19 protein-coding genes, 1 pseudogene and 1 riboswitch are annotated in these 21,201 nt (G+C 71.7%); of the genes and pseudogenes, 14 read left to right on the top strand and 6 right to left on the bottom strand.

Annotated features, from left to right (window positions below):
- The 4 genes and pseudogenes from ABEA24_RS47925 to gcvT form a co-directional block, all read right to left on the bottom strand.
- Positions 1-139: pseudogene (locus ABEA24_RS47925) on the bottom strand (lipoyl synthase); the annotation flags it as partial.
- Between the two features lie 13 nt (positions 140-152).
- Complete coding sequence (locus tag ABEA24_RS47920) at positions 153-1,409, bottom strand: serine hydroxymethyltransferase (RefSeq protein WP_345442123.1); 1,257 nt, start codon at positions 1,407-1,409, stop codon at positions 153-155.
- Complete coding sequence (gcvH, locus tag ABEA24_RS47915) at positions 1,406-1,795, bottom strand: glycine cleavage system protein GcvH (RefSeq protein ID WP_345442120.1); 390 nt, start codon at positions 1,793-1,795, stop codon at positions 1,406-1,408. The genes ABEA24_RS47920 and gcvH overlap by 4 nt, the downstream gene beginning before the upstream one ends.
- Positions 1,792-2,898, bottom strand: a complete 1,107-nt coding sequence (gcvT, locus tag ABEA24_RS47910) for a glycine cleavage system aminomethyltransferase GcvT (protein WP_345442117.1) — start codon at positions 2,896-2,898, stop codon at positions 1,792-1,794. Before gcvT ends, gcvH begins: the two co-directional genes overlap by 4 nt.
- Positions 2,899-3,065: 167 nt before the next feature.
- A riboswitch (glycine riboswitch) is annotated at positions 3,066-3,163 on the bottom strand.
- 247 nt (positions 3,164-3,410) lie between these two features.
- Between gcvT and ABEA24_RS47905 the strand changes: the two genes are divergently transcribed.
- The 4 genes from ABEA24_RS47905 (at position 3,411) to ABEA24_RS47890 (ending at position 8,423) form a co-directional block, all read left to right on the top strand.
- Entirely contained in the window at positions 3,411-4,427 is a 1,017-nt protein-coding gene (locus ABEA24_RS47905) for a glycoside hydrolase family 6 protein (protein WP_345442114.1), read from the top strand.
- A gap of 195 nt (positions 4,428-4,622) precedes the next feature.
- The gene (locus tag ABEA24_RS47900) at positions 4,623-5,843 is read left to right on the top strand and encodes an alginate lyase family protein (RefSeq protein WP_345442111.1); all 1,221 of its coding nucleotides are present in this window, start codon (positions 4,623-4,625) and stop codon (positions 5,841-5,843) included.
- A gap of 362 nt (positions 5,844-6,205) precedes the next feature.
- Complete coding sequence (locus tag ABEA24_RS47895; RefSeq protein ID WP_345442108.1) at positions 6,206-7,504, top strand: M50 family metallopeptidase; 1,299 nt, start codon at positions 6,206-6,208, stop codon at positions 7,502-7,504.
- An 82-nt stretch (positions 7,505-7,586) separates the two neighbouring features.
- The gene (locus ABEA24_RS47890) at positions 7,587-8,423 is read left to right on the top strand and encodes a hypothetical protein (RefSeq protein ID WP_345442106.1); all 837 of its coding nucleotides are present in this window, start codon (positions 7,587-7,589) and stop codon (positions 8,421-8,423) included.
- A gap of 6 nt (positions 8,424-8,429) precedes the next feature.
- Here the strand turns inward: ABEA24_RS47890 and ABEA24_RS47885 are convergent, their stop codons facing one another.
- A complete protein-coding gene (locus ABEA24_RS47885) occupies positions 8,430-9,959 on the bottom strand; it encodes an ATP-dependent DNA ligase (protein ID WP_345442104.1) in 1,530 nt (509 codons plus the stop codon).
- Positions 9,960-10,429: 470 nt separating this feature from the next.
- Here ABEA24_RS47885 and ABEA24_RS47880 point away from each other — a divergent pair, with 470 nt between their 5' ends.
- Positions 10,430-11,191 carry a hypothetical protein gene (locus ABEA24_RS47880; protein WP_345442101.1) on the top strand — a complete coding sequence of 254 codons (762 nt, stop codon included), beginning with the start codon at positions 10,430-10,432 and terminating at the stop codon, positions 11,189-11,191.
- Positions 11,192-11,435: 244 nt separating this feature from the next.
- A complete protein-coding gene (locus tag ABEA24_RS47875; protein WP_345442099.1) occupies positions 11,436-13,163 on the top strand; it encodes an FUSC family protein in 1,728 nt (575 codons plus the stop codon).
- A 560-nt stretch (positions 13,164-13,723) separates the two neighbouring features.
- Here ABEA24_RS47875 and ABEA24_RS47870 read toward each other — a convergent pair.
- Complete coding sequence (locus tag ABEA24_RS47870) at positions 13,724-14,122, bottom strand: hypothetical protein (RefSeq protein ID WP_345442097.1); 399 nt, start codon at positions 14,120-14,122, stop codon at positions 13,724-13,726.
- A gap of 232 nt (positions 14,123-14,354) precedes the next feature.
- On the opposite strand from ABEA24_RS47870, the gene ABEA24_RS47865 reads away from it, so the two are divergent.
- From ABEA24_RS47865 to ABEA24_RS47830, 8 genes are all read left to right on the top strand, one after another.
- Positions 14,355-14,996: a class F sortase gene (locus ABEA24_RS47865; RefSeq protein ID WP_425551328.1), complete on the top strand. Its 642-nt coding sequence runs from the start codon at positions 14,355-14,357 to the stop codon at positions 14,994-14,996.
- Between the two features lie 67 nt (positions 14,997-15,063).
- The gene (locus ABEA24_RS47860; protein ID WP_345442092.1) at positions 15,064-15,492 is read left to right on the top strand and encodes a CBS domain-containing protein; all 429 of its coding nucleotides are present in this window, start codon (positions 15,064-15,066) and stop codon (positions 15,490-15,492) included.
- Between the two features lie 208 nt (positions 15,493-15,700).
- Positions 15,701-16,450 carry an alpha/beta hydrolase gene (locus ABEA24_RS47855; RefSeq protein ID WP_425551326.1) on the top strand — a complete coding sequence of 250 codons (750 nt, stop codon included), beginning with the start codon at positions 15,701-15,703 and terminating at the stop codon, positions 16,448-16,450.
- A gap of 9 nt (positions 16,451-16,459) precedes the next feature.
- A complete protein-coding gene (locus ABEA24_RS47850; RefSeq protein ID WP_345442089.1) occupies positions 16,460-17,416 on the top strand; it encodes an NAD-dependent epimerase/dehydratase family protein in 957 nt (318 codons plus the stop codon).
- A 223-nt stretch (positions 17,417-17,639) separates the two neighbouring features.
- Positions 17,640-18,839: a glycosyltransferase family 4 protein gene (locus ABEA24_RS47845; RefSeq protein ID WP_345442086.1), complete on the top strand. Its 1,200-nt coding sequence runs from the start codon at positions 17,640-17,642 to the stop codon at positions 18,837-18,839.
- Positions 18,840-18,988: 149 nt separating this feature from the next.
- Positions 18,989-19,717: a hypothetical protein gene (locus ABEA24_RS47840; RefSeq protein WP_345442083.1), complete on the top strand. Its 729-nt coding sequence runs from the start codon at positions 18,989-18,991 to the stop codon at positions 19,715-19,717.
- Complete coding sequence (locus ABEA24_RS47835) at positions 19,714-20,082, top strand: hypothetical protein (RefSeq protein WP_345442080.1); 369 nt, start codon at positions 19,714-19,716, stop codon at positions 20,080-20,082. Before ABEA24_RS47840 ends, ABEA24_RS47835 begins: the two co-directional genes overlap by 4 nt.
- Positions 20,082-21,191 carry a glycosyltransferase family 4 protein gene (locus tag ABEA24_RS47830; RefSeq protein ID WP_345442077.1) on the top strand — a complete coding sequence of 370 codons (1,110 nt, stop codon included), beginning with the start codon at positions 20,082-20,084 and terminating at the stop codon, positions 21,189-21,191. Before ABEA24_RS47835 ends, ABEA24_RS47830 begins: the two co-directional genes overlap by 1 nt.
- Positions 21,192-21,201 lie beyond the last annotated feature (10 nt).

Here is a 21,201-nt window from a genome sequence, read left to right as displayed (position 1 = left end):
GGACCAGGTCGGTCAGTTCGCGGTATTGCGGGCCCATGGACAGCCGGGTCTTGATCCATGGTGGTTTGCGTTCGATCGGGGTCGCGGCGTTACGGGCCTCGACACGCAGCAACTTCCGGCCCTCAGGGGCGATGGTCATCGTGGATCACCCATTACAGACTGGGGTAGAGCGGGTGCTTGTCGGCCAGCGCGTGGACCCGGGCGGCCAGCGCGGCCGAGTCGTACGACGGCTGCAGCGCCAGCGCGATGATGTCGGCGACCTCGGCGAAGTCGTCCGCCTGGAACCCGCGCGTGGCGAGCGCCGGCGTGCCGATCCGGAGGCCGGACGTCACCATCGGGGGCCGCGGGTCGTTCGGCACGGCGTTGCGGTTGACCGTGATGCCGATCTCGTGCAGGCGGTCCTCGGCGTCCCGTCCGGTGATCTCGGAGTCGACGAGGTCGACCAGGACGAGGTGCACGTCGGTGCCGCCGGTCAGCACCTTGACGCCCGCTTTGGCGGCGTCCTCGCGGAGCAGCCGTTCGGCGAGGATCTTGGCGCCCTCGATCGTGCGGGCCTGCCGCTCGGCGAACTCCTCGGACGCGGCGATCTTGAGGGCGACGGCCTTGGCGGCGATGACGTGCTCGAGCGGGCCGCCCTGCGTGCCGGGGAACACCGCCGAGTTGATCTTCTTGGCGTACTCCTCGCGGCAGAGGATGAGGCCGCCGCGCGGACCGCAGAGCGTCTTGTGCGTCGTCGTGGTCACGACGTCGGCGTACGGCACCGGGGACGGGTGGAGGCCCGCCGCGACCAGGCCCGCGAAGTGGGCCATGTCGACCATGAGCAGCGCCCCGGTCTCGTCGGCGACGCGCCGGAACGCGGCGAAGTCGAGCTGCCGCGGGTAGGCGGACCAGCCGGCGACGATCATCTTGGGCCGGTGCTCATGGGCCAGCCGGGCGACCTCGTCCATGTCCACGAGGCCGTCGGGACCCACGTGGTAGGCCGCGACGTTGAACATCTTGCCGGAGTAGTTGATCCGCATGCCGTGGGTCAGGTGCCCGCCGTGCGCGAGATCCAGGCCGAGGATCGTGTCGCCCGGCTCCAGCAGCGCGAAGTAGACCGCGATGTTGGCCTGCGCGCCCGAGTGCGGCTGCACGTTCGCGTGCTCGGCGCCGAACAGCTCCTTGGCCCGGTCGATCGCCAGCTGCTCGGTGACGTCGACGTACTCGCATCCGCCGTAGTAACGCCGGCCGGGGTACCCCTCCGCGTACTTGTTGGTCATCACCGAGCCCTGCGCCTCGAGGACGCCGATCGGAGCGAAGTTCTCCGAGGCGATCATCTCCAGCGTGGACTGCTGGCGGCGCAGCTCGTCCTCGATCGCGGACGCGACCTCCGGATCGAGTTCCGACAGAGGCAGGTTGGAAAGGCTCATGACGCCTCCTCGATGAGCTTCGAGTAGGCCTGCGCGTCGAGCAGGCCGCCCAGGTCGTCACCGGTGCGCACCCGGAACAGCCATCCCTCGCCGTACGGGTCGGAGTTGATCACGGCCGGGTCCTCTTCAAGGGCGCTGTTGACCGCGACGACCTCGCCGGTGACGGGCGCATAGATGTCGCTCACCGACTTGGTCGACTCGGCCTCGCCACACGGCTCTCCGGCCTCGACGGACGCGCCCTCCTGCGGCAGCGACACGTACACGATGTCACCGAGCGCGTCAGCGGCGTACGCCGTGATGCCGACGGTCACCACACCGTCGGACGGCTCGGTGATCCACTCGTGCTCCTGGGTGTAGGAAAGCGTCTCGGGAACGGTGGTGCTCACGAAGTCCTCCTGTAGAATGGCAGCGCTACCTTGTCGACCGGCTCGTGGTTACCGCGGATGTCCACGGCGAGGTCGGTGTCCTCGGCGTGGTCCACGTCGATGTAGGCCATGGCGATGGGTTTGCCCAGTGTCGGGGACGGCGCACCACTGGTCACCACCCCGCAGGGCGTGCCGTCCGCCGTCACGATGGCGTACCCGTGCCGCGGCACTCGCCGCCCCCGCGCGACGAGCCCCACGAGGGTGCGCCCAGGCGGGGTGTCGGCGCGCGCGGACAGCGCGGCGCGCCCGACGAAGTCACCGGGCTTGTCCAGCTTGACGGTACGGCCGAGGCCGGCGTCGTACGGGGTGGTCTCGGCGGTCAGCTCGTTGCCGTACAGCGGCATGCCGGCCTCGAGGCGGAGGGTGTCGCGCGCGGACAGCCCGGCGGGCCGCAGGTCGTCGCCGCCGGCCTCCGTGACGGCGCGCCAGACGGCCACGGCGTCACCCGCCGCGACGAACAGCTCGAAACCGTCCTCGCCGGTGTACCCCGTGCGGGCGATCAGCGCGTCGATCCCGGCGACCTTCCCCGGCAGGATCGCGTAGTACTTCAGGTCGGCGAGCGCGGCGTCGGTGAGCTTCTCCAGGATGGCCTGGGCCTTCGGGCCCTGCACGGCGACGAGCGCGTACGCGTTGGAGCGGTCGTCGACGGTGGCCTTGTCGAACCCGCTCGCCCGCTCGGTGAGCTCGGCGCGAACGACCGCGGCGTTGGCGGCGTTCGCGACCACCATGAAGGTCTCCGGAGCGAGCCGGTAGACGATCAGATCGTCGAGGACGCCCCCGGCCCGATCGACGATCATCGTGTAGCGCGCCCGGCCGACGGCGAGCACGGACAGGTGCCCGATCAGCGCGTGGTCGAGGGCCGCCCCGGCCTGCGGGCCGGTGACGAAGATCTCTCCCATGTGGGACAGGTCGAAGAGCCCCGCGCTGGTGCGGACGGCCTGGTGCTCGGCGGTCTCGCTTCCGTAGCGCAGCGGCATGAGGTAGCCGGCGAACTCGGTGACCGTGGCACCGAGCTCGGCGTGGACCTCGTGCAACGGTGTTCTCTTGGCGTCCGGCGTGGACATCGGGGCAGGCTCCTATCACGCGGGCGGCCGGGATCCCATCCTCCCATTGGCGCGCGAAATGCGGTCGCGGTGCCCTCCCCCTCTGTCATCGGTGCCTGAGAGCTTCACCCCCTGATCGGGGGGCTTGCACCTTCGGCGGGAGCATCGCTCCGCTTTCCAGAGGTCGCCTGGTCCGCACGGTTCCTTTGGCCTGAGAGGTTCCGGGGAGGAGTTGCTCCTTCGGCGTACCTCGCTGGCGGCGAGGTCGCTCTCCCGCGCGGGATCAACGGCATGGCCAGGCTAGCAGCGTGGGGCCGCCTGGGAAACGGGGCCACCGCAGGTCGCGTACCGGGGGCCTCCGGGTGGCGTACCGGGAGCCGGCCGGCGGCGGACCGGGACTTCCGGCTCAATTCCCGTGGAACCTCGGGCAGCCGCTGAAGATCGCGAATTATGTTGATCAACCAGCGGCCGGCGGGGGAGGGCGCGACGGCGGGGGCACGGCTTTCACCATCGCATCGAGCGTGAGGAACTCCATGGCCCACTCAAGGACATCTCGGCGGATCACCGGCTTGGTCGCGCTCGGCGCGGCGGCCGTCGTCGGCCTGACCGGAGCGTGTTCGCCCGGTCAGGCGGCGGGCACCGTCGCGGCCCGCGCCGCGGCGCCCGCCGCCGCGGCCGGCAGCCCGATCGACATGACCAGCGGCTTCTACGTCGACCCGGACTCCAATCCCGCCAAATGGGTACGGGACAACCCCGGTGACGCGCGCGCCGCCCGGATCAAGTCGGCGATCGCCGACAAGCCGACGGCGGGCTGGTTCGGTGACTGGAGCGGCGACATCGGAACGGCGGTCTCGGCGTACGTCGGGGCCGCGGACGCCGCCGACAAGCTGCCCGTCCTGGTCGCGTACAACATTCCCGGCCGGGACTGCTCGGGCGAGTCCAAGGGCGGTTCGGACAAGGACAAGTACGAGGGGTGGATCTCGGCGTTCGCCGGCGCGATCGGATCACGGCCCGCCGTCGTGGTCATCGAACCGGACGCCCTCGCCCAGCTCGACTGCCTTCCGGCCGACACGGACCGGCAGTTCCGCCTGGACCTGCTGAAGTTCGCCACCGAGCAGTTCAAGGCCAAGGCGCCGAACACCTGGGCGTACCTCGACGCCGGCAACGCCAAGTGGATCGCCCCGGACGTGATGGCCCAGCGGCTGGAGTCCGCCGGCGTGCACAACGTCCGGGGCTTCGCGGTCAACGTCTCGAACTACTACACCACCGACGAGTCGGAGTCCTACGGCACGGCGGTGAACGCCTCGCTGTCGAGCAAGGTCCCGTTCATCGTCGACACCAGCCGTAACGGCAACGGGTCGAAGAACGGGGAGTGGTGCAACCCGGCCGGCCGCAAGCTCGGCGTCACGCCCCAGGTCGGTGGCGGGGCCGAGATGCTGCTTTGGGTGAAGGTCCCGGGCGACTCCGACGGATCCTGCGGGATCGGCCAGGGCATCCCGGCCGGTCAGTTCAGCCCCGACCTCGCCACGCACCTGATCGACGGATCCTGACGACCCGGCTCTCGGCGGACCGGCGGAACAGCGCGTTCCGCCGACCCGCCCCGGTCCGGAAGCGCGTGATCACGAAACGTATTGATAGGAAGGTTTATTAACCCTTTTTCCGCGATCCGATTGACCGTGGCCTGCCACGCCGGTTGCATGGCCCGCGCCCCAAGATCCTTAAGTACCCCCTCCGAGAGGACTCTCATGGCGCGCACGCGCACCCGGGTCTGGCTCCTGACCGGCGTGGCGATCACGCTGGCGGTCGCGGCCCTCACCGTGCTGACCTCCCGCGGCACGCCGGCGACACGGACCGCCGCCATACCGGCCGCCAACACCCAGGCCGCCTTCCAGCACCCGGGCGTCCTGGTCGGACGCTCCGAGCTCGACTTCGCCCGGGCGAAGGTCAAGGCCGGCGCCCAGCCGTGGAAGAAGGCGTACGACACGATGCGCGCGAGCGCGTACGGGTCGCTTTCCCGTACCCCGAAGCCGCGCGCCACCGTCGAGTGCGGCTCGGGGTCCAACCCGAACCACGGGTGTTCCGACGAGCGCGAGGACGCCCTCGCCGCCTACACCGACGCCCTGATCTGGTACATCTCCCGCGACGACCGGTACGCCAAGAAAGCGATCCAGATCATGGACGCCTGGTCGGCCGTCATCAAGGAGCACACGAACCACAACGCCCCGCTGCAGACCGGCTGGTCCGGCTCGTCCTTCGCGCGCGCCGGCGAGCTGATCAAACACACCTACACGGGCACGTGGGCGCAGGAGAAGCGCTTCGCGACCATGCTGCGCACCGTCTACCTGCCCACCGTGATCAAGGGCCGGCCGAACGGCACCAACGGCAACTGGGAACTGATCATGACGGACGCCGCGATCGGGATCGCGGTGTTCCTCGACGACCACACGTCGTTCGACAAGGCCGTCGCCCTGTGGCGGAAGCGCCTGCCCGCGTACTTCTACCTGAAGTCCGACGGCGCCCTGCCGAAGCCTCCGCCGGGCGGCCAGATCGACACCAAGGCGGAGATCATCAAGTACTGGCAGGGGCAGACCACGTTCGTCGACGGCCTGGCCCAGGAGACCTGCCGCGACTTCGGTCACACCGGCTGGGGCATCGACGCGGCGCTGCACGTCGCCGAGACGGCTCGGCTTCAGGGCGTGGACCTGTACGGCGAGGGCCGCGCGCGGCTGACGAAGGCACTGGAGTTCCACGCCACGTACGAGCTGGGCGCCAAGGCGCCGTCGTGGCTCTGCAAGGGCACGCTTAAGCGCGGGCTCGGGCCGGTGCTCGAGGTCGGCTACAACGAGTACCACGGCCGGCTGAAGGTCTCCCTGCCCCAGACGGCGAAGCTGGTCGCCAAGGACCGGCCCGCCGGCGCGAGCTACTTCCTCGCCTGGGAGACGCTCACCCACGCCGGAGCCCCCTGACCGACAGCCCCGGCCGTACGGGACCCGGGCTCAGCGGGCCCCGTACGGAAGGCTCGGAAGCCGGGCGAGCCATCTGGCTCGCCCGGAATGTCCGGGCGCGGCCCGGCGTTCCCGCGGCGTTCACCGAAGGGCTCCGCCCGCCGGGCGGGCGGGGTGACCGCCGGGGTAAGGATCGCCGAGCCGAGCGGAGACGGCCCGCAGGAGCGCTCGCGGCCATGGAGCGCTGGTTTTCGGCATACGCTTGACCGGTCGAGATCTCGGAGGCCTTCGGTGAGCGTGCGCGGCACGGCGAGCGGAGCGGCCAGGTCGCGTGGCGTCCGGCGGACGCCGGCGGCCCGACGGGTGAGGAGCGTGTGCGGGCAATGAGCGTGCTTTTCGTGGTGGGCATCGTCGTCTTCTTCCTCGGGCTGCTCGCCTCGATCGCCCTGCACGAGCTGGGCCACATGTCCTTCGCGAAGCTCTTCGGCGTCCGTGTCCCGCAGTTCATGGTCGGCTTCGGGCCCACCCTGTGGTCCCGGCGCAAGGGCGAGACCGAGTACGGCGTCAAGTGGATCCCGCTGGGCGGGTACATCCGCATGATCGGGATGCTGCCGCCGCGGAAGGGCGACGAGCCGGGCACGGTCCGCCAGTCGTCCACCGGGCCGTTCCAGGGGCTCATCGAGTCGGCGCGCGGCGCCGCCCTGGAAGAGGTCGGGCCGGGCGACGAGGACCGCGTCTTCTACCGCAAGAAGTGGTGGCAGAAGGTCATCATCATGTTCGCCGGGCCGTTCATGAACCTGCTGCTGGCGTTCGTGTTCATCAGCATCGTCGTCATGGGGATCGGCGTGTCGACGCTGCAGCCGGTGATCGCGTCGGTGTCGAAGTGCACGATCCCGGCCGCGCAGGCGGGCCGCGACTGCCGGGCCGGCGACCCGGTGACGCCCGCCGTCAAGGCGGGGCTACAGGCCGGGGACCGGATCGTCTCCTACGAAGGCCACAAGATCCACTCGTACCAGCAGTTGCAGGGCCTGATCCGGGCGTCCGGCGGGCGTACGGTGCCGGTCGTGGTCCACCGGGGCGCCGAGGACGTCTCGCTGAGCGTTCCCGTCACCACCAACCAGATGCAGTCGCTGACCGACCCGGACAAGACCGAGACCGTCGGGTTCCTCGGGATCAGCCCGACGAGCGCCCGCGAACGCCAGGGGCCGGGCGTGGTCGTCAGCACGATGACCGACCTGACGAAGCGCACCGTCGGCTCCCTGGTCAACATGCCGAAGAAGATGGTCGGCGTCTGGAACGCCGCCTTCAGCGACAAGAAACGCGACCCGAACGGCCCCATCGGCGTCGTCGGGGCCAGCCGGATCGGCGGGGAGATCGCCGCGTCGAAGGAGCCGGGGCTGGACAAGCTCGCGTTCTTCCTCATGATGCTCGGCACGGTCAACTTCGCGGTGGGCATGTTCAACCTGGTGCCGCTGCTGCCGCTGGACGGCGGGCACATCGCGGGCGCGCTGTGGGAGGCGCTGAAGAAGGGCATCGCCCGGATCACCCGCCGGCCGGACCCGGGCCACGTCGACGTGGCCAAGGCGCTCCCGCTGACGTACGCCATGGCCGTGGTGATCATCACGATGGGCGCCCTGCTGATCTACGCCGATCTCGTGAATCCGGTACGCCTCAACGGCTGACGCCGCCTGTAGCCTCCCGAACCGGGCGGCGCCCCCGACGCCAAGCGTTATGGCCGACCGGAATGGGTCATGATGAGGACGTATGACGTCGGGGGCCAAAGTGGAGGGATTTCTCAGCGAGCGCATCGTCCAGACGGGGCGGCTGCCGCTGTTCTGCTTCTTCGTGGCGTTCATCGTCACGTTCGTCGTCGTGCGCATCAACGTGCGCCTGATCCGCGCCAAGGTGCGCTGGTGGTTCAAGAACGTCGAGGTCGGTGACCTGCACATCCACCACGTGGTGTTCGGCGTGGTGCTGATGCTGATCGGGGGCGTCGCCGGGCTGTCCATCCCGGACACCTATACGACGTGGTACGCCGGCGCGGCCTCGGTGTTCGGGGTGGGTGCCGCGCTGGTCCTCGACGAGTTCGCGCTGATCCTGCATCTGCGCGACGTCTACTGGATGGAGGAGGGGCGCGCCTCCGTCGACGCGGTGTTCATCGCGATCGCGGTCACGGGCCTGATCCTGGTCGGCGTCCGCCCGATCGGCCTCAGCGACGTCCACGATCTGCGGCCGAACGCCACCGTCCCCGTCGACGTCTTCCTCGTCGTCCTCACCAACATCATGGCCAACCTGGCGCTGGCGATCGTCACGCTGTTCAAGGGCAAGATCTGGACGGGGCTGTTCGGCCTGTTCGTGCCGGTCGTCCTCGTCTTCAGCGCCTTCCGGCTGGCCCGCCCGGGCTCGCCCTGGGCCCGGTGGAGGTACCGGCCGGGCACGCGGAAGTTCCGCCGGGCGCTCCGCCGTGAGCAGCGCATCCGCCGCCCGATGATCCGCGCCAAGATCTGGGTGCAGGAGTTCATCGCCGGCCGCCACGATCTGATCTCCCACGAGCGGTCCGTGGGTTCGCGCCGCCGCCTGGACCGCGGCGGCACCCCGTAGGGGCGGTCAGGAGGGGAAGCCGGCGATGGTGCGCACGCTGTCGACCGTGTCGGCCTCGGCAGCGGACTTGTCCGGCCGGTAACGGAGCACCCGGGCGAACCGCAGCGCCATCCCGCCGGGATACCGCGGGCTGCGCTGCACGCCGTCGAAGGCGATCTCGACGACGAGCTCGGGCCGTACGTAGACGGTGAAGTCGTCGCGATGCGACTCCAGCGCGAGCAGGCGCTCCGTCTGCCAGGCGAGCATCTCGTCGGTCAGGCCCTTGAACGTCTTGCCCAGCATCACGAACCCGCCGGTCTCGGGGTCGCGTGCGCCGAGGTGCAGGTTGGACAGCTTCCCGCGGCGGCGGCCGTGACCCCATTCGACGGCCAGGACGACCAGGTCCAGCGTGTGGCGGGGCTTCACCTTGATCCACCCGGCGCCGCGACGGCCGGCGGTGTAGGGGGTGTCGAGCGACTTGACCAGCACGCCCTCGTGGCCGTGGGCCAGAGCGTCGCGGAAGAACGCGCCGGCCTCGTCGACGGACGCCGTGACGATCCGCGGCATGCGCAGCGGCTCGGGGACGACGCGGGCGAGAGCCTCGTTGCGCTTCTCGCCCGGCAGGTCGATCAGATCCTCGCCGTCGAGGTGGAGCACGTCGAACAGGAACACCGACAGCGGTACGGCCTGCTCGGAGCCCGGCCGCACGCCGTGGCTGGCGACGCGGGCGGAGGTGACCTGGAACGGGTGGGGACGGCCGTCGTCGTCCAGCGCGATCAGCTCACCGTCGAAGACGGCCGTCCGTACGGGCAGCGCGCCTAGGGCGGTGACGGTCTCGGGCAGCCGGGTGGTGATGTCGTCCAGGGTGCGGGTGAACAGGCGGACCTCGCCCTCGGACACGTGCGCCTGGACCCGGATGCCGTCGAGCTTCCACTCGACGGCCGCGGGGCTCACCTTCTCCAGCGCCGCCTCGATGGACGGCGCGCTGGCGGCGAGCATCGGCTTGACCGGGCGCCCGACCTCCAGCCCGAACGCGCGAAGCCCGGCGCTGCCCTCGGACAGCGCGGCCGCGGCGACCGCGCCGAGCGAACCGCGGAACATCACGGCCCGGCGCACCTCGACGGCGGGCACGTCGGCGGCGGCCGCGATGGCGTCGGCCATCACACCGTCGAGAGCGCCCTGCCGAAGCTCACCGGACAGCAGGCGGAGGAGGAAGCTCTGCTCGGAGGCCGTCGCACGGGAGAACAATTCACCCACCAGATGTCGCCGGGCGGTGACGGAACCCTTACCCGAGACGGCGCCGATCGCGGTGAACGCGGCGTCGACCTCGGCGACGGTCAGGGTCGCCTCCGCCGCCGCGGACGGCCGGTCGCGAAGCGCCGCCCAGCCGACGCCGATCTGGCGTTGTGGCAGCTCACCGGAGAGGTAGGCCACCGCGATCGCGGTCTCGACCGGGCCGGCGTCACGCAGGCAGGCGGCGAGCAGCTCGATCTTCGCCCGGCGCCCGGAGGTCGCGGCCACGGCCTGTGAGGTCTCGGTGATCTCGCTCAACAGCACATTCCATTCTGACTCCTGCGACCGACAATCGGGTGAGCCCGTCCTGGAGGCACCGGCGGCCGGCGAAGGCGGAGGTACCGGTTTCCGGTGTCGGCGACCGGAGGAGGCGAGGAGCGCCATGGCATGGAGCAGCGAGCCGACGAGCGAGCGGAGCGGTCGGTGAGGGGAGCGCGACCGTGAGCGCAGCGAGCCGACGAGCGAGCAGGAGGCTGGGGGTGGGCCCCCGGACAGGGGGTTGGAGACCAGCACGTGGTCGGTGAGGGACGAGCCGGCCGCGGAGCGGGTGGGGAGGGGAGCGCGACCGTGAGCGCGTGGCGAGCGAGCAGGGGGCTGCGGCGAATGGGGAGGGGCACGCGACCATGACACGCTTGCCAGACGCGTATGGATCTGGTTTCGGGAGGGAATCGCCGGTTACGGTCGCATCGAGCCGACATCCCGGGCCGTCCGGGGAGCAGGAGTGGGGAGAGGGATTGGGACTGCCGCGGCTACCGGAGCCGTTCCACAGGGTGTACTCACCCCCGGAGGCGCCGAGGACCAAGAGCCGCCGGCCGCGTACGACCGGCCTCGTGGTCACCGCGTTCGTCGTGGTGGCGGTGGGCCTGGCGGCCGCCGCCGTCTTCGTGTTCGGCCGCTGGGGTGGCCGGCCGGAGGCGTCGCCGTCACGGTCGCATCCGGCCACGACCGGGTCCCGGGCGGCCGACACGCCGCGCAGGGTGGCGCAGCCGCCGGTGTTCGCGACTCTGCCGTCCGCGTGCGCGATCCTGCCCGCCGACACCGTACGGCGGCTGGTCCCTACGACCACGCCGAAGATCGACAGGATGGGCGCCGAGACGGCCGGCCTATGCAAGTACTCATTCACAAAGGGGCGCGCCTTCCGCGCCGTGCAGGTCGACGCGCGGGCCTTCCTGCCCAAGTACATGCACGATCAGGCCACCGGGATGACGATCTGGTCGTTCGAGGCGCAGTGGAAGCAGGCGGAGAAGGACCTGACCGCCGACACGAGTTCGCTGCGCCGGATCGGCGGCCTCGGCGACGCGGCGTTCGAGCGATACTGGATCGACCGGGACGTCCGGATCGCGGTGGGCGAGGCCACCGTGCGATACCGCAACGTCGTCCTGCGGGTGCAGTACACCGAGGAGCAACCGGCGGACAGCGACCGGTCCGCGAGCCAGCAGCGCTGTCTGACCAACGCGATCGCCGCCGCCCGCGCAGGGCTCGCGTCTCTTCGCTGAACCTCTCTTTGGTAGATCAGACGGCTCTCTTCGGTAAACCCGGCGACCCCCTGGAATATCCGCACGGCCGTACGCGATGAAACCCTACGTGCCCGGGATCCCCGGGCAGGCGCGGCCCGGCCTCTCGGGCGCGCCCGACGGCCCCGGGTCGTCTCTCGGCCGGTACCCCTTGTGACCTTCGACGGTCCGCTGCCTCCGGTCGTCTGTCCCCTGTCTTCGACCCCCACCCTGAGTCGATTCCCTCATGAGCATCGCCACTGTCGTTCCCGCACGCGTCGTCCAACCCTTCAACCTCGTCCGCCGCCAGGCACAGCCGCAGACGGCGCTGGTCGCCCGGCTCACGACGACGGCCGTCGCCGCCTACCTCGTCGCCTGCGTGCTCCCCATGACGAGCGCCCGGCCGACCCTGGCCCCGCTGACGGCCCTCCTCGTCCTGCAGGTCACGCTGTACCGGACGGTGCGCATCGCCGTCCAGCGCATCGGCAGCGTCGTCGGCGGCGTGCTGATCGCCGTCCTGCTCGCCAAGGTCGTCGGCTTCACCTGGTGGAGCCTCGGCATGGCCATCGCGTCGGCGCTGCTTCTCGGATTCGCGCTGCGCCTCGGCGACCAAGTGCTGGAGGTGGCGATCAGCGCGATGCTGATCCTGTCCCTGCCCAGCAACTTCAACGCCGCCGACCGGGTGGTCGAGACCCTCATCGGGGCGGGCACCGGGCTGATCGCCGGCCTCATCCTGTCCCCGCTACGCGTCCAGCCGGCGGAGGAGGCGGTTCAGGACCTGAGCCGGCGGATGGCCGACGTGCTCGACCGGATGGCGGTGGGACTGCGCGGCGAACCGTCCCGCGACCAGGCGTGCGACTGGCTCCGGCGGTCCCGGGAACTCGGTCGGGAGATCGGCCGGGTGCGCCGGGCCCTCGAGGACGCCGAGGACAGCATCAAGCTCAACCCCCGGGCGGTCGGTCTCGTACACGCCGGCGTCGCGCTGAGCACTGGCCTGGAGTCGCTGGAGCACTTCCAGGTCTACCTGCGGGGGCTCGCCCGCGCCGTCGTGGACGGGATGCGGGCCGGTGACCCGGTGTACGGGCAGCACGGGCACGAGGTGCTCGCCGCCGTCCTGGACGACCTCGCGGACGCGATCCGGGCCTACGGTCACATGGTCCGCTGCGAGGTGGCCGGCGATCCGGATTACGCGGAGAAGGAGCTCCGGAGGGCGCTGGCGGCGGCCGAGCGGCATCGGGACGACATCGCGGGGATCCTCCAGAACCTTCCCGTCGACGACGCGGTCGAGTGGGCGCTCCGCGGTGCCCTGCTCGTCCACCTGCACCGGCTCATCGACCAGCTCCGCGTCGAGCACCGGGCCCGGCAGCGCGAGCGCTGGCCGCGCCGGCGCCCGTCGCGGCGCAGGCGGCGGCCTGCGGACCGGCGGCCTGCCGACCGGCAGCCCCGGAAGCGGAAGGCCGCTGACCGGAGGCCTGGCGATGGGCCGGCCGGAGAGCCGCAGGCCATCGACCGGCACGCCGGAAACCAGCCGCTGGTGGACCGGCCGTCCGGGGAGCGGCGGGCCGTGGACCGGCACGCTGGGGACCGGCAGCTCGTGGACCGGTCGGCCGTGGACCGGCAGTTGGTGGACGGATCGGCCGGGGAGCGACAGCTCGTGGACCGGCCGTCCGAGGACCGGCAGCTCGTGGGCCAGTCGGCCGTGGACCGGTCGGCCGTGGACCGGTCGGCCGGGAATCGACAGGCCGTGGGTTGGCAGCCCGGGGAGCGGCCGGCCGTGGGCCGGCACGCCGGGGAGCGGCGGCTCGGGGACGGGCACGCCGGGCACCGGAGGCCTCGAGACCGGCAGGCCGGAGACCCGGAGTCCGGGGAACGGCGGCTCGGACACCGGCAGTCCGCGGGACGCCGGCTCGAGGTGGACCGGCTCGACGTGGACCTGCCGACGCGGCCGTGCCCGCCGGAGTGCCTTTCGGCGTGAGCGGACGCGGGAGGCGGTCGCCGATCGGCGCGGTATATCCACCGAGAAGGCTAATCCGGGGCGATTTGCCGCCTTGTATGTGATTCGCCGCCTGCCCCGCTCATCGGATCGGTGACTGATTACGGCACGGCCTTCCCGTCGGCACTTATGCCCCGTTGTCTGGCGTGACTCGCGATCGGGTACGAAAAGCCACGGATGCGGCTGAAGCCGTCGCGACCACCGCCGGCCAACGCCGGATCCGGCTCATCCTGGCAGGTCACAGGCATCTCCGTAGGTCAGGAGAAATTCGCTGAATTCGGCCGATGGTGACCTGTCGCCGTCTTTCCTGAAATGGCCGGGCGGTCGATCGTACTAAGCGTCCTGGTCTCACCGTAATCATTTGATCAAGAGCATAGAGACATTGGTCGCGGTGTCCGCGATGGGGGAATGAGGGGGGCGGTGGCGATGCCGGCAGCCAGGGAGCAGTCCGGGCTGCCGCTGACATCAAGGGGGTACTCATGAGGGTCGAAACCCTGACCCTGACAACCGCTTCAGCGGCCGCACTGACGATCGGGCTGGCTTCACCCGCTCTGGGCGTGGCGTCTCACACCGGTGCTCACGAGGCGCTGCACCAGCGGGTGCAGCACGTTGCCGTTAACACGGGAGCCCACCAGGCGCTGATCCCTGAGGGTGCGCACAAGGTGTCCCTGGTCCGCCGGGACGGCGACGGTGACGGCGATGGCGACGGTGGCGGCGACGGCGACGGCGACCGCGACGGCGATCTCCGCCAGCACCACTGCGACGGTGACTTCTGTGGCGGCTTCCGCCACCGCCACCGCCACGGCCACGGCATCGGTCCCTTCGCGTTCGGCGACTCGGGCTGTGAGGGCGAGCACTGTGGCGATGGTGACCACGTCGCCGCTGACGACCAGGAAGGCGGCTGCTGCTCCGAAGAGCAGGAGAAGGCGAAGCCGGAGCACGCGCGGCCCATGCACATGCGCGCCCAGGTGGGCAGGGTCCCGTCCGGGGCCGTGCACGCCGGGTTCGGCGGTGGTCAGGGATCGAACGTGCCGCTGGGTGTCGCCGGGCTCTCCTTGATCCTGGGCGGCACGGGGCTGCTTGCTCGCCGGCGGATCCGGACCGGTGCCCGCTCGTAGCCGATCATCACGATCACGTGGCGGCCGTCTCCGCGGCGGGGCGGCCGCCGGGTTGATCGCGGCGGGCGCGGCGGTCCTGTGGTTCGACGCGTGTGAGAGCCCAGGACCGCCGCGACCGGATTCGCATGCCGCCCGGTCGGGCGCCGCGGTCGATCCGTCGGCGCAGCCCGCCCTCGGGGCCTCTGTACCGGTCCGCTTGGACGTCCCGAAGATCGGGGTCCATGCGCGCCTGCTCCGGGTCGGCCTCGACCGCGACGGATCCGTAGGGGTGCCGCCGCTGTCGCGCGCGCATCTGGCCGGCTGGTACGACAAGGGCCCGTCGCCGGGCGAGCGCGGACCCGCCGTGCTCGTCGGCCACGTCGACAGCAAGAAGGGTCCGGCCGTTTTCTTCCGGCTCGGCAGCCTGCGTCCCGGCGACACCGTCGAGGTGACCCGTACGGACGGCGTGGTCGCGGCGTTCACCGTCGACTCGGTCGAGCGGGTCTCCAAGAAGCACTTTCCGACCCAACGCGTCTACGGCGATCTCGGGTTCGCCGGGCTCCGCCTGATCACGTGCGGTGGCGACTTCGACGGTCACAGCTACCTCGACAACACGATCGTGTACGCCCATCTGGCGGCGGGCCGCCGGAAGGGCGCACCCCCGGCGAGCGGGTCCGAGACTCCCGCGCCGGCCGGATCGGCTGCTCAGAAGCCGTGACGTTTTCCCGGAGAGGGGGGATGCTTGGCGTAGTAATGCCAGTCCCGACCAGCCGGGAGGTCGATAAATGCGAATTTCGGAGATTCTCCGCGCGAAGGGCGGGGACGTCGCCACGATCGCTCCGAACGAGAGCGTACGGCGGCTGCTCGCGTTGCTCGCGGAGCACAACATCGGTGCCGTCGTCGTGTCCAGCGACCACAACACGATCGAGGGCATCGTCTCGGAGCGTGACATCGTCCGACGGCTGGGCGAGCGAGGCGCGGAGGTGCTGGACGCTCCGGTGTCGACGATCATGACCACGCCGGTGCGCACGTGCGCGCCCGGCGACCACGTGGACGGCCTGCGGGTCACGATGACGGAGCACCGCATCCGTCACCTCCCGGTCGTCCGCGACGGGAGTCTCGTCGGAATCGTCAGCATCGGCGACGTCGTGAAGAGCACGATCTCCGAGCTGGAGACCGAACGCGAACAACTCGTCGACTACATCAGACGCTGAACCCGCCGTACGGCGCCGTCGGCGGGGCACCGGTCCTTCCCGGGCCGAGGCCGCTCGCCGACCGAGAACGGCCGCGCTGGGGTGTCCGGTGGATCTTGTTCGTGCGAGCCGCGTCCAGAGTGCGCCTCGCAAGGTCTGGACGCCGCGAAGCCGGACGGAGATCCACCCGGGCACCCCCAGCCGGCCCGGGGCGGGCACGATGAACGGTGTGAGCGTTCAGCCCTTGACCCTGCATTCGATGGACGGCGTCCGGATCGACGCCGGTCACCTGCCCGGCTCGGACGGCCTGTGCCTGGTCCTCGCGCACGGGTTCACCGGCGCGTGGCGGCAGCCGACCACGCGCCGGATCGCCGCCGTGCTCAACAAGGCCGGCGGCGTGATCGCGATCGACTTTCGCGGCCACGGGAGGTCAGGCGGCCGGTCCACGGTCGGCGACCGGGAGATCCTCGACGTCGACGCCGCGGTCCGCCATGCCCGTCACCTCGGATACGAGCGCGTCGGGCTCGTCGGCTTCTCGATGGGCGGGGCCGTCGTGGTCCGCCACGCGGCCCTGCACGGAGGAGTGGACGCGGTCGTCGCGGTGAGCGCCCCGGCCCGGTGGTACTACCGCGACACCAAGCCGATGCGCCGTGTCCACTGGGCCATCGAGCAGCGATCGGGCCGCCTGGCCGCCCGCGTCGTCAGGAGGACACGGATCGCCGGTGGCGCCTGGGCGAAGGTGCCGGAGGCGCCGCACGAGGTCGTGGGGCGCATCGCGCCGACGCCGCTGCTCATCGTGCACGGCGACCAAGACCCGTTCCTGCCGGTCGACCACGCCGAACAGCTGTACGGCGCGGCGCGCGACCCGCGCGAGCTGTGGATCGAACCCGGCTACGGTCACGCCGAGAGCGCCGCCACTCCGGCGCTGATCCACCGGATCGGACAATGGACCGCCTCCCGGACGATCGCTGTCGACTAGGGTGCCCCCGTGCGGGTGGTGGTGACGGGGGCGGCCGGGTTCATCGGCGGCCATGTGGCGGAGGCGATGGCCGACGCGGGCCACGAGGTGCTCGCCGTCGACGCCCTCCACCGGTCCGCCGCGCCGGACGTCGCACGGGACACCTGGGCACACCTCGCCGACCGGGCCGGCGTCGCCCTCGTCGAGACCGACCTGGCGACGGACGACCTGACCAAGCTCGCCGAGGCCGACGCGGTCGTCCATCTGGCCGGCCGGCCCGGAGTGCGCACGTCCTGGGGCGCCGGAGCAGCGGTCGCCGAGCGCGACAACGTCACCGCGACCCGGCGTCTCCTCGACGCCTGCCGAGCCGTGGCGCCCGGCCGCCGTCCGCGTGTGGTGATCGCGTCGAGCTCGTCGGTGTACGGCTCCGCCGATGCCCGCCCGCACCGTGAAGACGACCCTCCGCGTCCCGCCAGCCCGTACGCGACGACGAAGGTCGCCGTCGAACGCCTCGCCGCGCGGGCGGCGGAGGAGGGACTGCGGACCGTGATCCTGCGCTACTTCTCGGTGTACGGCCCGCGGCAGCGTCCCGACATGGCCTTCCACCGGTTCATCGAGGCGGCGCGGGACGGCAGGCCGCTGCCGGTCTTCGGCGACGGCGGTCAGTCGCGCGCCTTCACCCACGTCGCCGACGTGACCACCGCGACCCTCGCCGCGGCCACCACGGACCTCCCACCGGGAACCGTGTTCAACGTCGGGCACCCGGAGTCCGTCACCGTCCGGGACGCCATCGCCCTGCTGGCCGGACTGCTGGACGTACGGCCGCTGGTGCACGAGCACGCCCCGGCGGCCGGGGACGCGGCGCGTACGTGGGCCGACACGACGAAGGCCGGGCGCCTGCTCGGCTGGTCCGCGCGGATCGGCCTGGCCGAGGGCCTGCCCGACCAGGTCCGCTGGCACCGCGACCGTACGGAGCCCGTGGCATGACCGATGGAGCGCCGGCGGTGGCCCGCGCCGCGTACGTCCGTACGGCCTCCCGTCGAAGAGCACGGTGTGGTCCGGGTGGCGTCCTCGCGTACGGAGCCCGGGGCATGACCGATGGAGCGCCCGCGGTGGTCCGCGCCGCGTACGTTCGTACGGTGCCCCGTGGGGCGGCCGATGAAGAGCACGGTGTGGTTCGTGCGGCGTCCTCGCGTACGGAGCCCGGGGCATGACCGAGGAAGCACCCACGGGCGTCCGCGCCGCGTACTTCGCGTTCGATCGCTTCCCGTCCAGCAAGGGATCGGCCGTGCACATCGGCCACATGGCGGCCGAGCTGTTCGCCCGGTACGACGGCGGCCTGCTCGGCGTGCTCGGCGGCGGGGGCCTGCCGCGCTACCAGCGGGAGCCCGGCGGCGTCGAGATCGCCCGCTTCGGCGAGCAGATCCCGAACCTGCTCGAGCGCGCGGAGGCGTTCTCCCGGTGGGTCGCCGCGCACCTGGAGCCCCACCGGGCGACCCTGCGGATCTGCCACGTCCGCGACCCGTGGAGCGCGCTGCCCGTGGTCACCCTCCCCGACCGGGGATATCGCGTTGTCTACGAGGTCAACGGCCTGCCCTCGGTGGAGCTGGCGCACACCCGGCCGTCGGTGACGCCCGCCACGCTCGCCAAGATCGCAGATCTCGAGCGCGTCTGCCTGGATCGCGCCGACGCGGTCGTCGTGCCCTCGCGGGTCATCGCGTCGGCCCTGTCCCGCCGGGGCGTTCCGGAGAGCAAGCTCCACCTGGTGCCGAACGGCGCCGACGTACGGGACACCGCGGCGCGCCCGGACGGGGCACCCGACCGGTACCTCATCTACGTCGGGGCCCTCCAGCCGTGGCAGGGCGTCGACGTGCTGCTCCGGGCGTTCGCGCGGCTCGCGGACCTGACCGACCTGCGGCTCGTCATCTGCTCGTCCGTACCCGAGCGCCGCGCCCGGCCGCTGCGCCGCCTCGCCGAACGCCTCGGCGTCGCGGACCGCCTCGTCTGGCGGTTCACGCTCCCGCACCCGGAGGTCGCCGCCTGGCTGGCCGGCGCGGCCGTCTCCGCCGCCCCGCTCACCGGCTGCGCGCGCAACCTCGACCAGGGCTGCGCGCCGCTGAAGATCCTTGAGTCGATGGCCGCCGGCGTCCCCGTGGTCGCCTCCGACCTGCCCGCCGTACGCGAGCTGATGACCGACGGCGAACACGGCCGGCTGGTCGCCGCCGACCGCCCCGCCGAGCTGGCCCGCGCGCTCCGCGTCCTGCTGGAGTACCCGGACGCCGCGCGCGCCATGGGCGACCGCGGCCGGCAGCGCGTCCTCGCCGACCTCACCTGGTCCGCCGCCCGAGCCCGCCTGGCCGACGTGTACGGCCTCGTGGCCGGTTCAGGGGCAGAGCCGGGTCGGTCGTAGCCGAGTCGATTGCCGCCGCAGGATGATCCTCCGCAGGATCACCCTGCGGCGTTTCGTGACCGTGCGAAGCCGGACGCTCTGGCCCGCACCGTTTCGTGACCGCCCAAAGGCGCTATGGCGGTGGATGTCCGGTTGATAGGGTCCGGGCCATGTTCTGGCGGAAGACTCGGGCGGCGATCGAGCGGTTCCACCCGGTCCACCAGGGGCTCATCTGGCAGCGCACCGCGTCCGTCACGCTTCCGCCGGCCGAGTGGAACGCCGTGGTGGCCAGCCTCGCCCAGCATGAGGGCACCGTGAAGCGGCGCAAGTGGCGCCTGCCGGACCGGACGGTGACCGTGCTGGTGCCACTGATCCGGGTGTTGTGCGAGGACGTCGCGCCGGACGGCGTCGTCGGCGTCACCGCCGACCTTCGCGGGCCCAAGGTGCCCGGCAAGGCCGGGCCGAGCCGGGAGCTGCCGGTCCGGCGGCCCATCCGGAAGATCACCGAGTGGTTCGCGCTCGACCCGTGGCTCGCGGTGCGGGCGGTGCTGCGCGACGGGAGCGTCCTCGAGCTGACCGTCACCGACCGGGTCCGCTACCGCAAGGTTCACAAGGTCAACCCGCGTGGGAAGCACAAGACGAAGACCAAGACCAAGACGGTGCAGCGGGTCACCGCGAGGCGGACGCTCCCGCCCGGCACGGACGTACGGCAGCCGGACACCCCGCCGCCGCCCTGGATCGCCGTGCGCGTCAAGTCCGGCAAGCGGACGGTGATCGGCTCGACGATGAAGCTCGCCCCCGCGCCCGCCGAGGTGGACATGGTCCAGTGGATCCTGGCGGTGGCGACCGAACCGTTCCGGTGGACGCCGCCGGCGACGTCGGTGAGGAGAACGGCGTGAACCCCTGTGCCGTGACGACCGGCTTCTTCCTGCTCGGCCGGTGCGGGCGGCCGTCGGTCACCGTCTGCCGCTGCGGCCGGCCGGTGTGCGCCGAACACGTCGACCCGCAGGGGCTGTGCCCCGAGTGCGCCGCCGCGCAGGCCTACGCGGACCCCTTCCACCCGGGATGGGCGCGCGGCTACCGCCGCCGCTACTACGAGCAGAGCTCCGGGCAGTACAGCGACCCGCTCTGGTACTCCCAGTTCGACTCCTACGACCGCGACCAGTTCGACACGGACGACGGCTTCGACGTCGGCGGGGACACCGGTGACGACGGCGGGTTCGACGTCGGCGGCGACGACGGGAACGACTGGGTCGACAGCTGATGCGCGTCCTGTGGATCACCGAGCACTACCCGCCGAGCCGCGGCGGCATGGCCGAGTCCTGCGACCGCATCGTGCGGGGACTGCGCCGGGCGGGCGTGGAGATCGACGTGGCGCACCTGACGCGCCGGTCGCGGCCGTGGCGGGTGGATCGTGAGGCCGGCGGCCGGCTGCTGGTCGTTCCGCTTGAGGACAATCCCGAGCACGCGCTGCGCCGCCTGTGGACCGAGCTGGTCGGCGAGGAGTACACCCACGTCGTCGCGTTCGGCGGCACGTACGCCGTGCTCGGCGCGCCGGTCCTGGCGGCCTGGCTCGGCGCGCCGCTGGTCACGTTGCTGCGCGGCAACGACTTCGACACCGGCGTCTTCTCGCTGCGCCGCCGGGAGGCGCTGCTGACGGCGCTGCGCGGCTCCGCCCGGGTCTGCGTGGTCGCCCGCTCCCACGCTCCGCTGGTGTCCGCGCTCGTCCCGGAGGCCGCCGTGACCTGGGTGGCCAACAGCGTCGACATGGCGAACTGGGAGGTCCTGCCCTCCGAGCGCGCCCGCGCGAGGGAGTGGCGGGCGACCCACGTCGAGCCCGGCCGCCGCGTGATCGGGCTGATCGGGCAGCTGAAGAACAAGAAGGGCGTGGGGTTCCTGCTCGACGCGCTGCTCGCCTCCGGCCACACGCCGGCGTTCCACCTGCTCCTCGTCGGTGAGCTCGAGGATGGGGTGGAGGCCCGCCTGGACGCCGTGGCCCACACGCGGATGGGGTTCATAGACCGGTACGACCTGCCGGGCGTCTACGCGGCCTGTGACCTGGTCGCGCTCCCGTCCTTCTACGACGGGCTGCCGAACGTCGCCCTGGAGGCGGCGGCGCTCGGCGTGCCGTTGCTGGCCTCGGACGCCGGCGGCCTGGCCGACCTCGCGGACGAGGAGATCGGCTTCACCTTCCGGGCGGGTGACGTCCACGGCTGCCGCGCGGCCGTGGACCGCGCGGCCCGCGCCACGGACGAGCGGCTGGCCAAGCTGGGGGCGGCCGCGGGTGAACGCGTCCACCGAGACTTCACCCCCGAGGCCGAGACGTCCGGATACCTGGCCGTCCTGACCGAGACCGTACGGCCCCGGGCCTGAATCCGAATGC

The organism is Actinoallomurus vinaceus (assembly GCF_039542055.1).
Taxonomy (GTDB): Bacteria; Actinomycetota; Actinomycetes; order Streptosporangiales; family Streptosporangiaceae; genus Actinoallomurus; species Actinoallomurus vinaceus.
The sequence above is the reverse complement of the archived record's forward strand: the minus strand, read 5'-3'. Positions and strand labels throughout refer to the sequence as shown.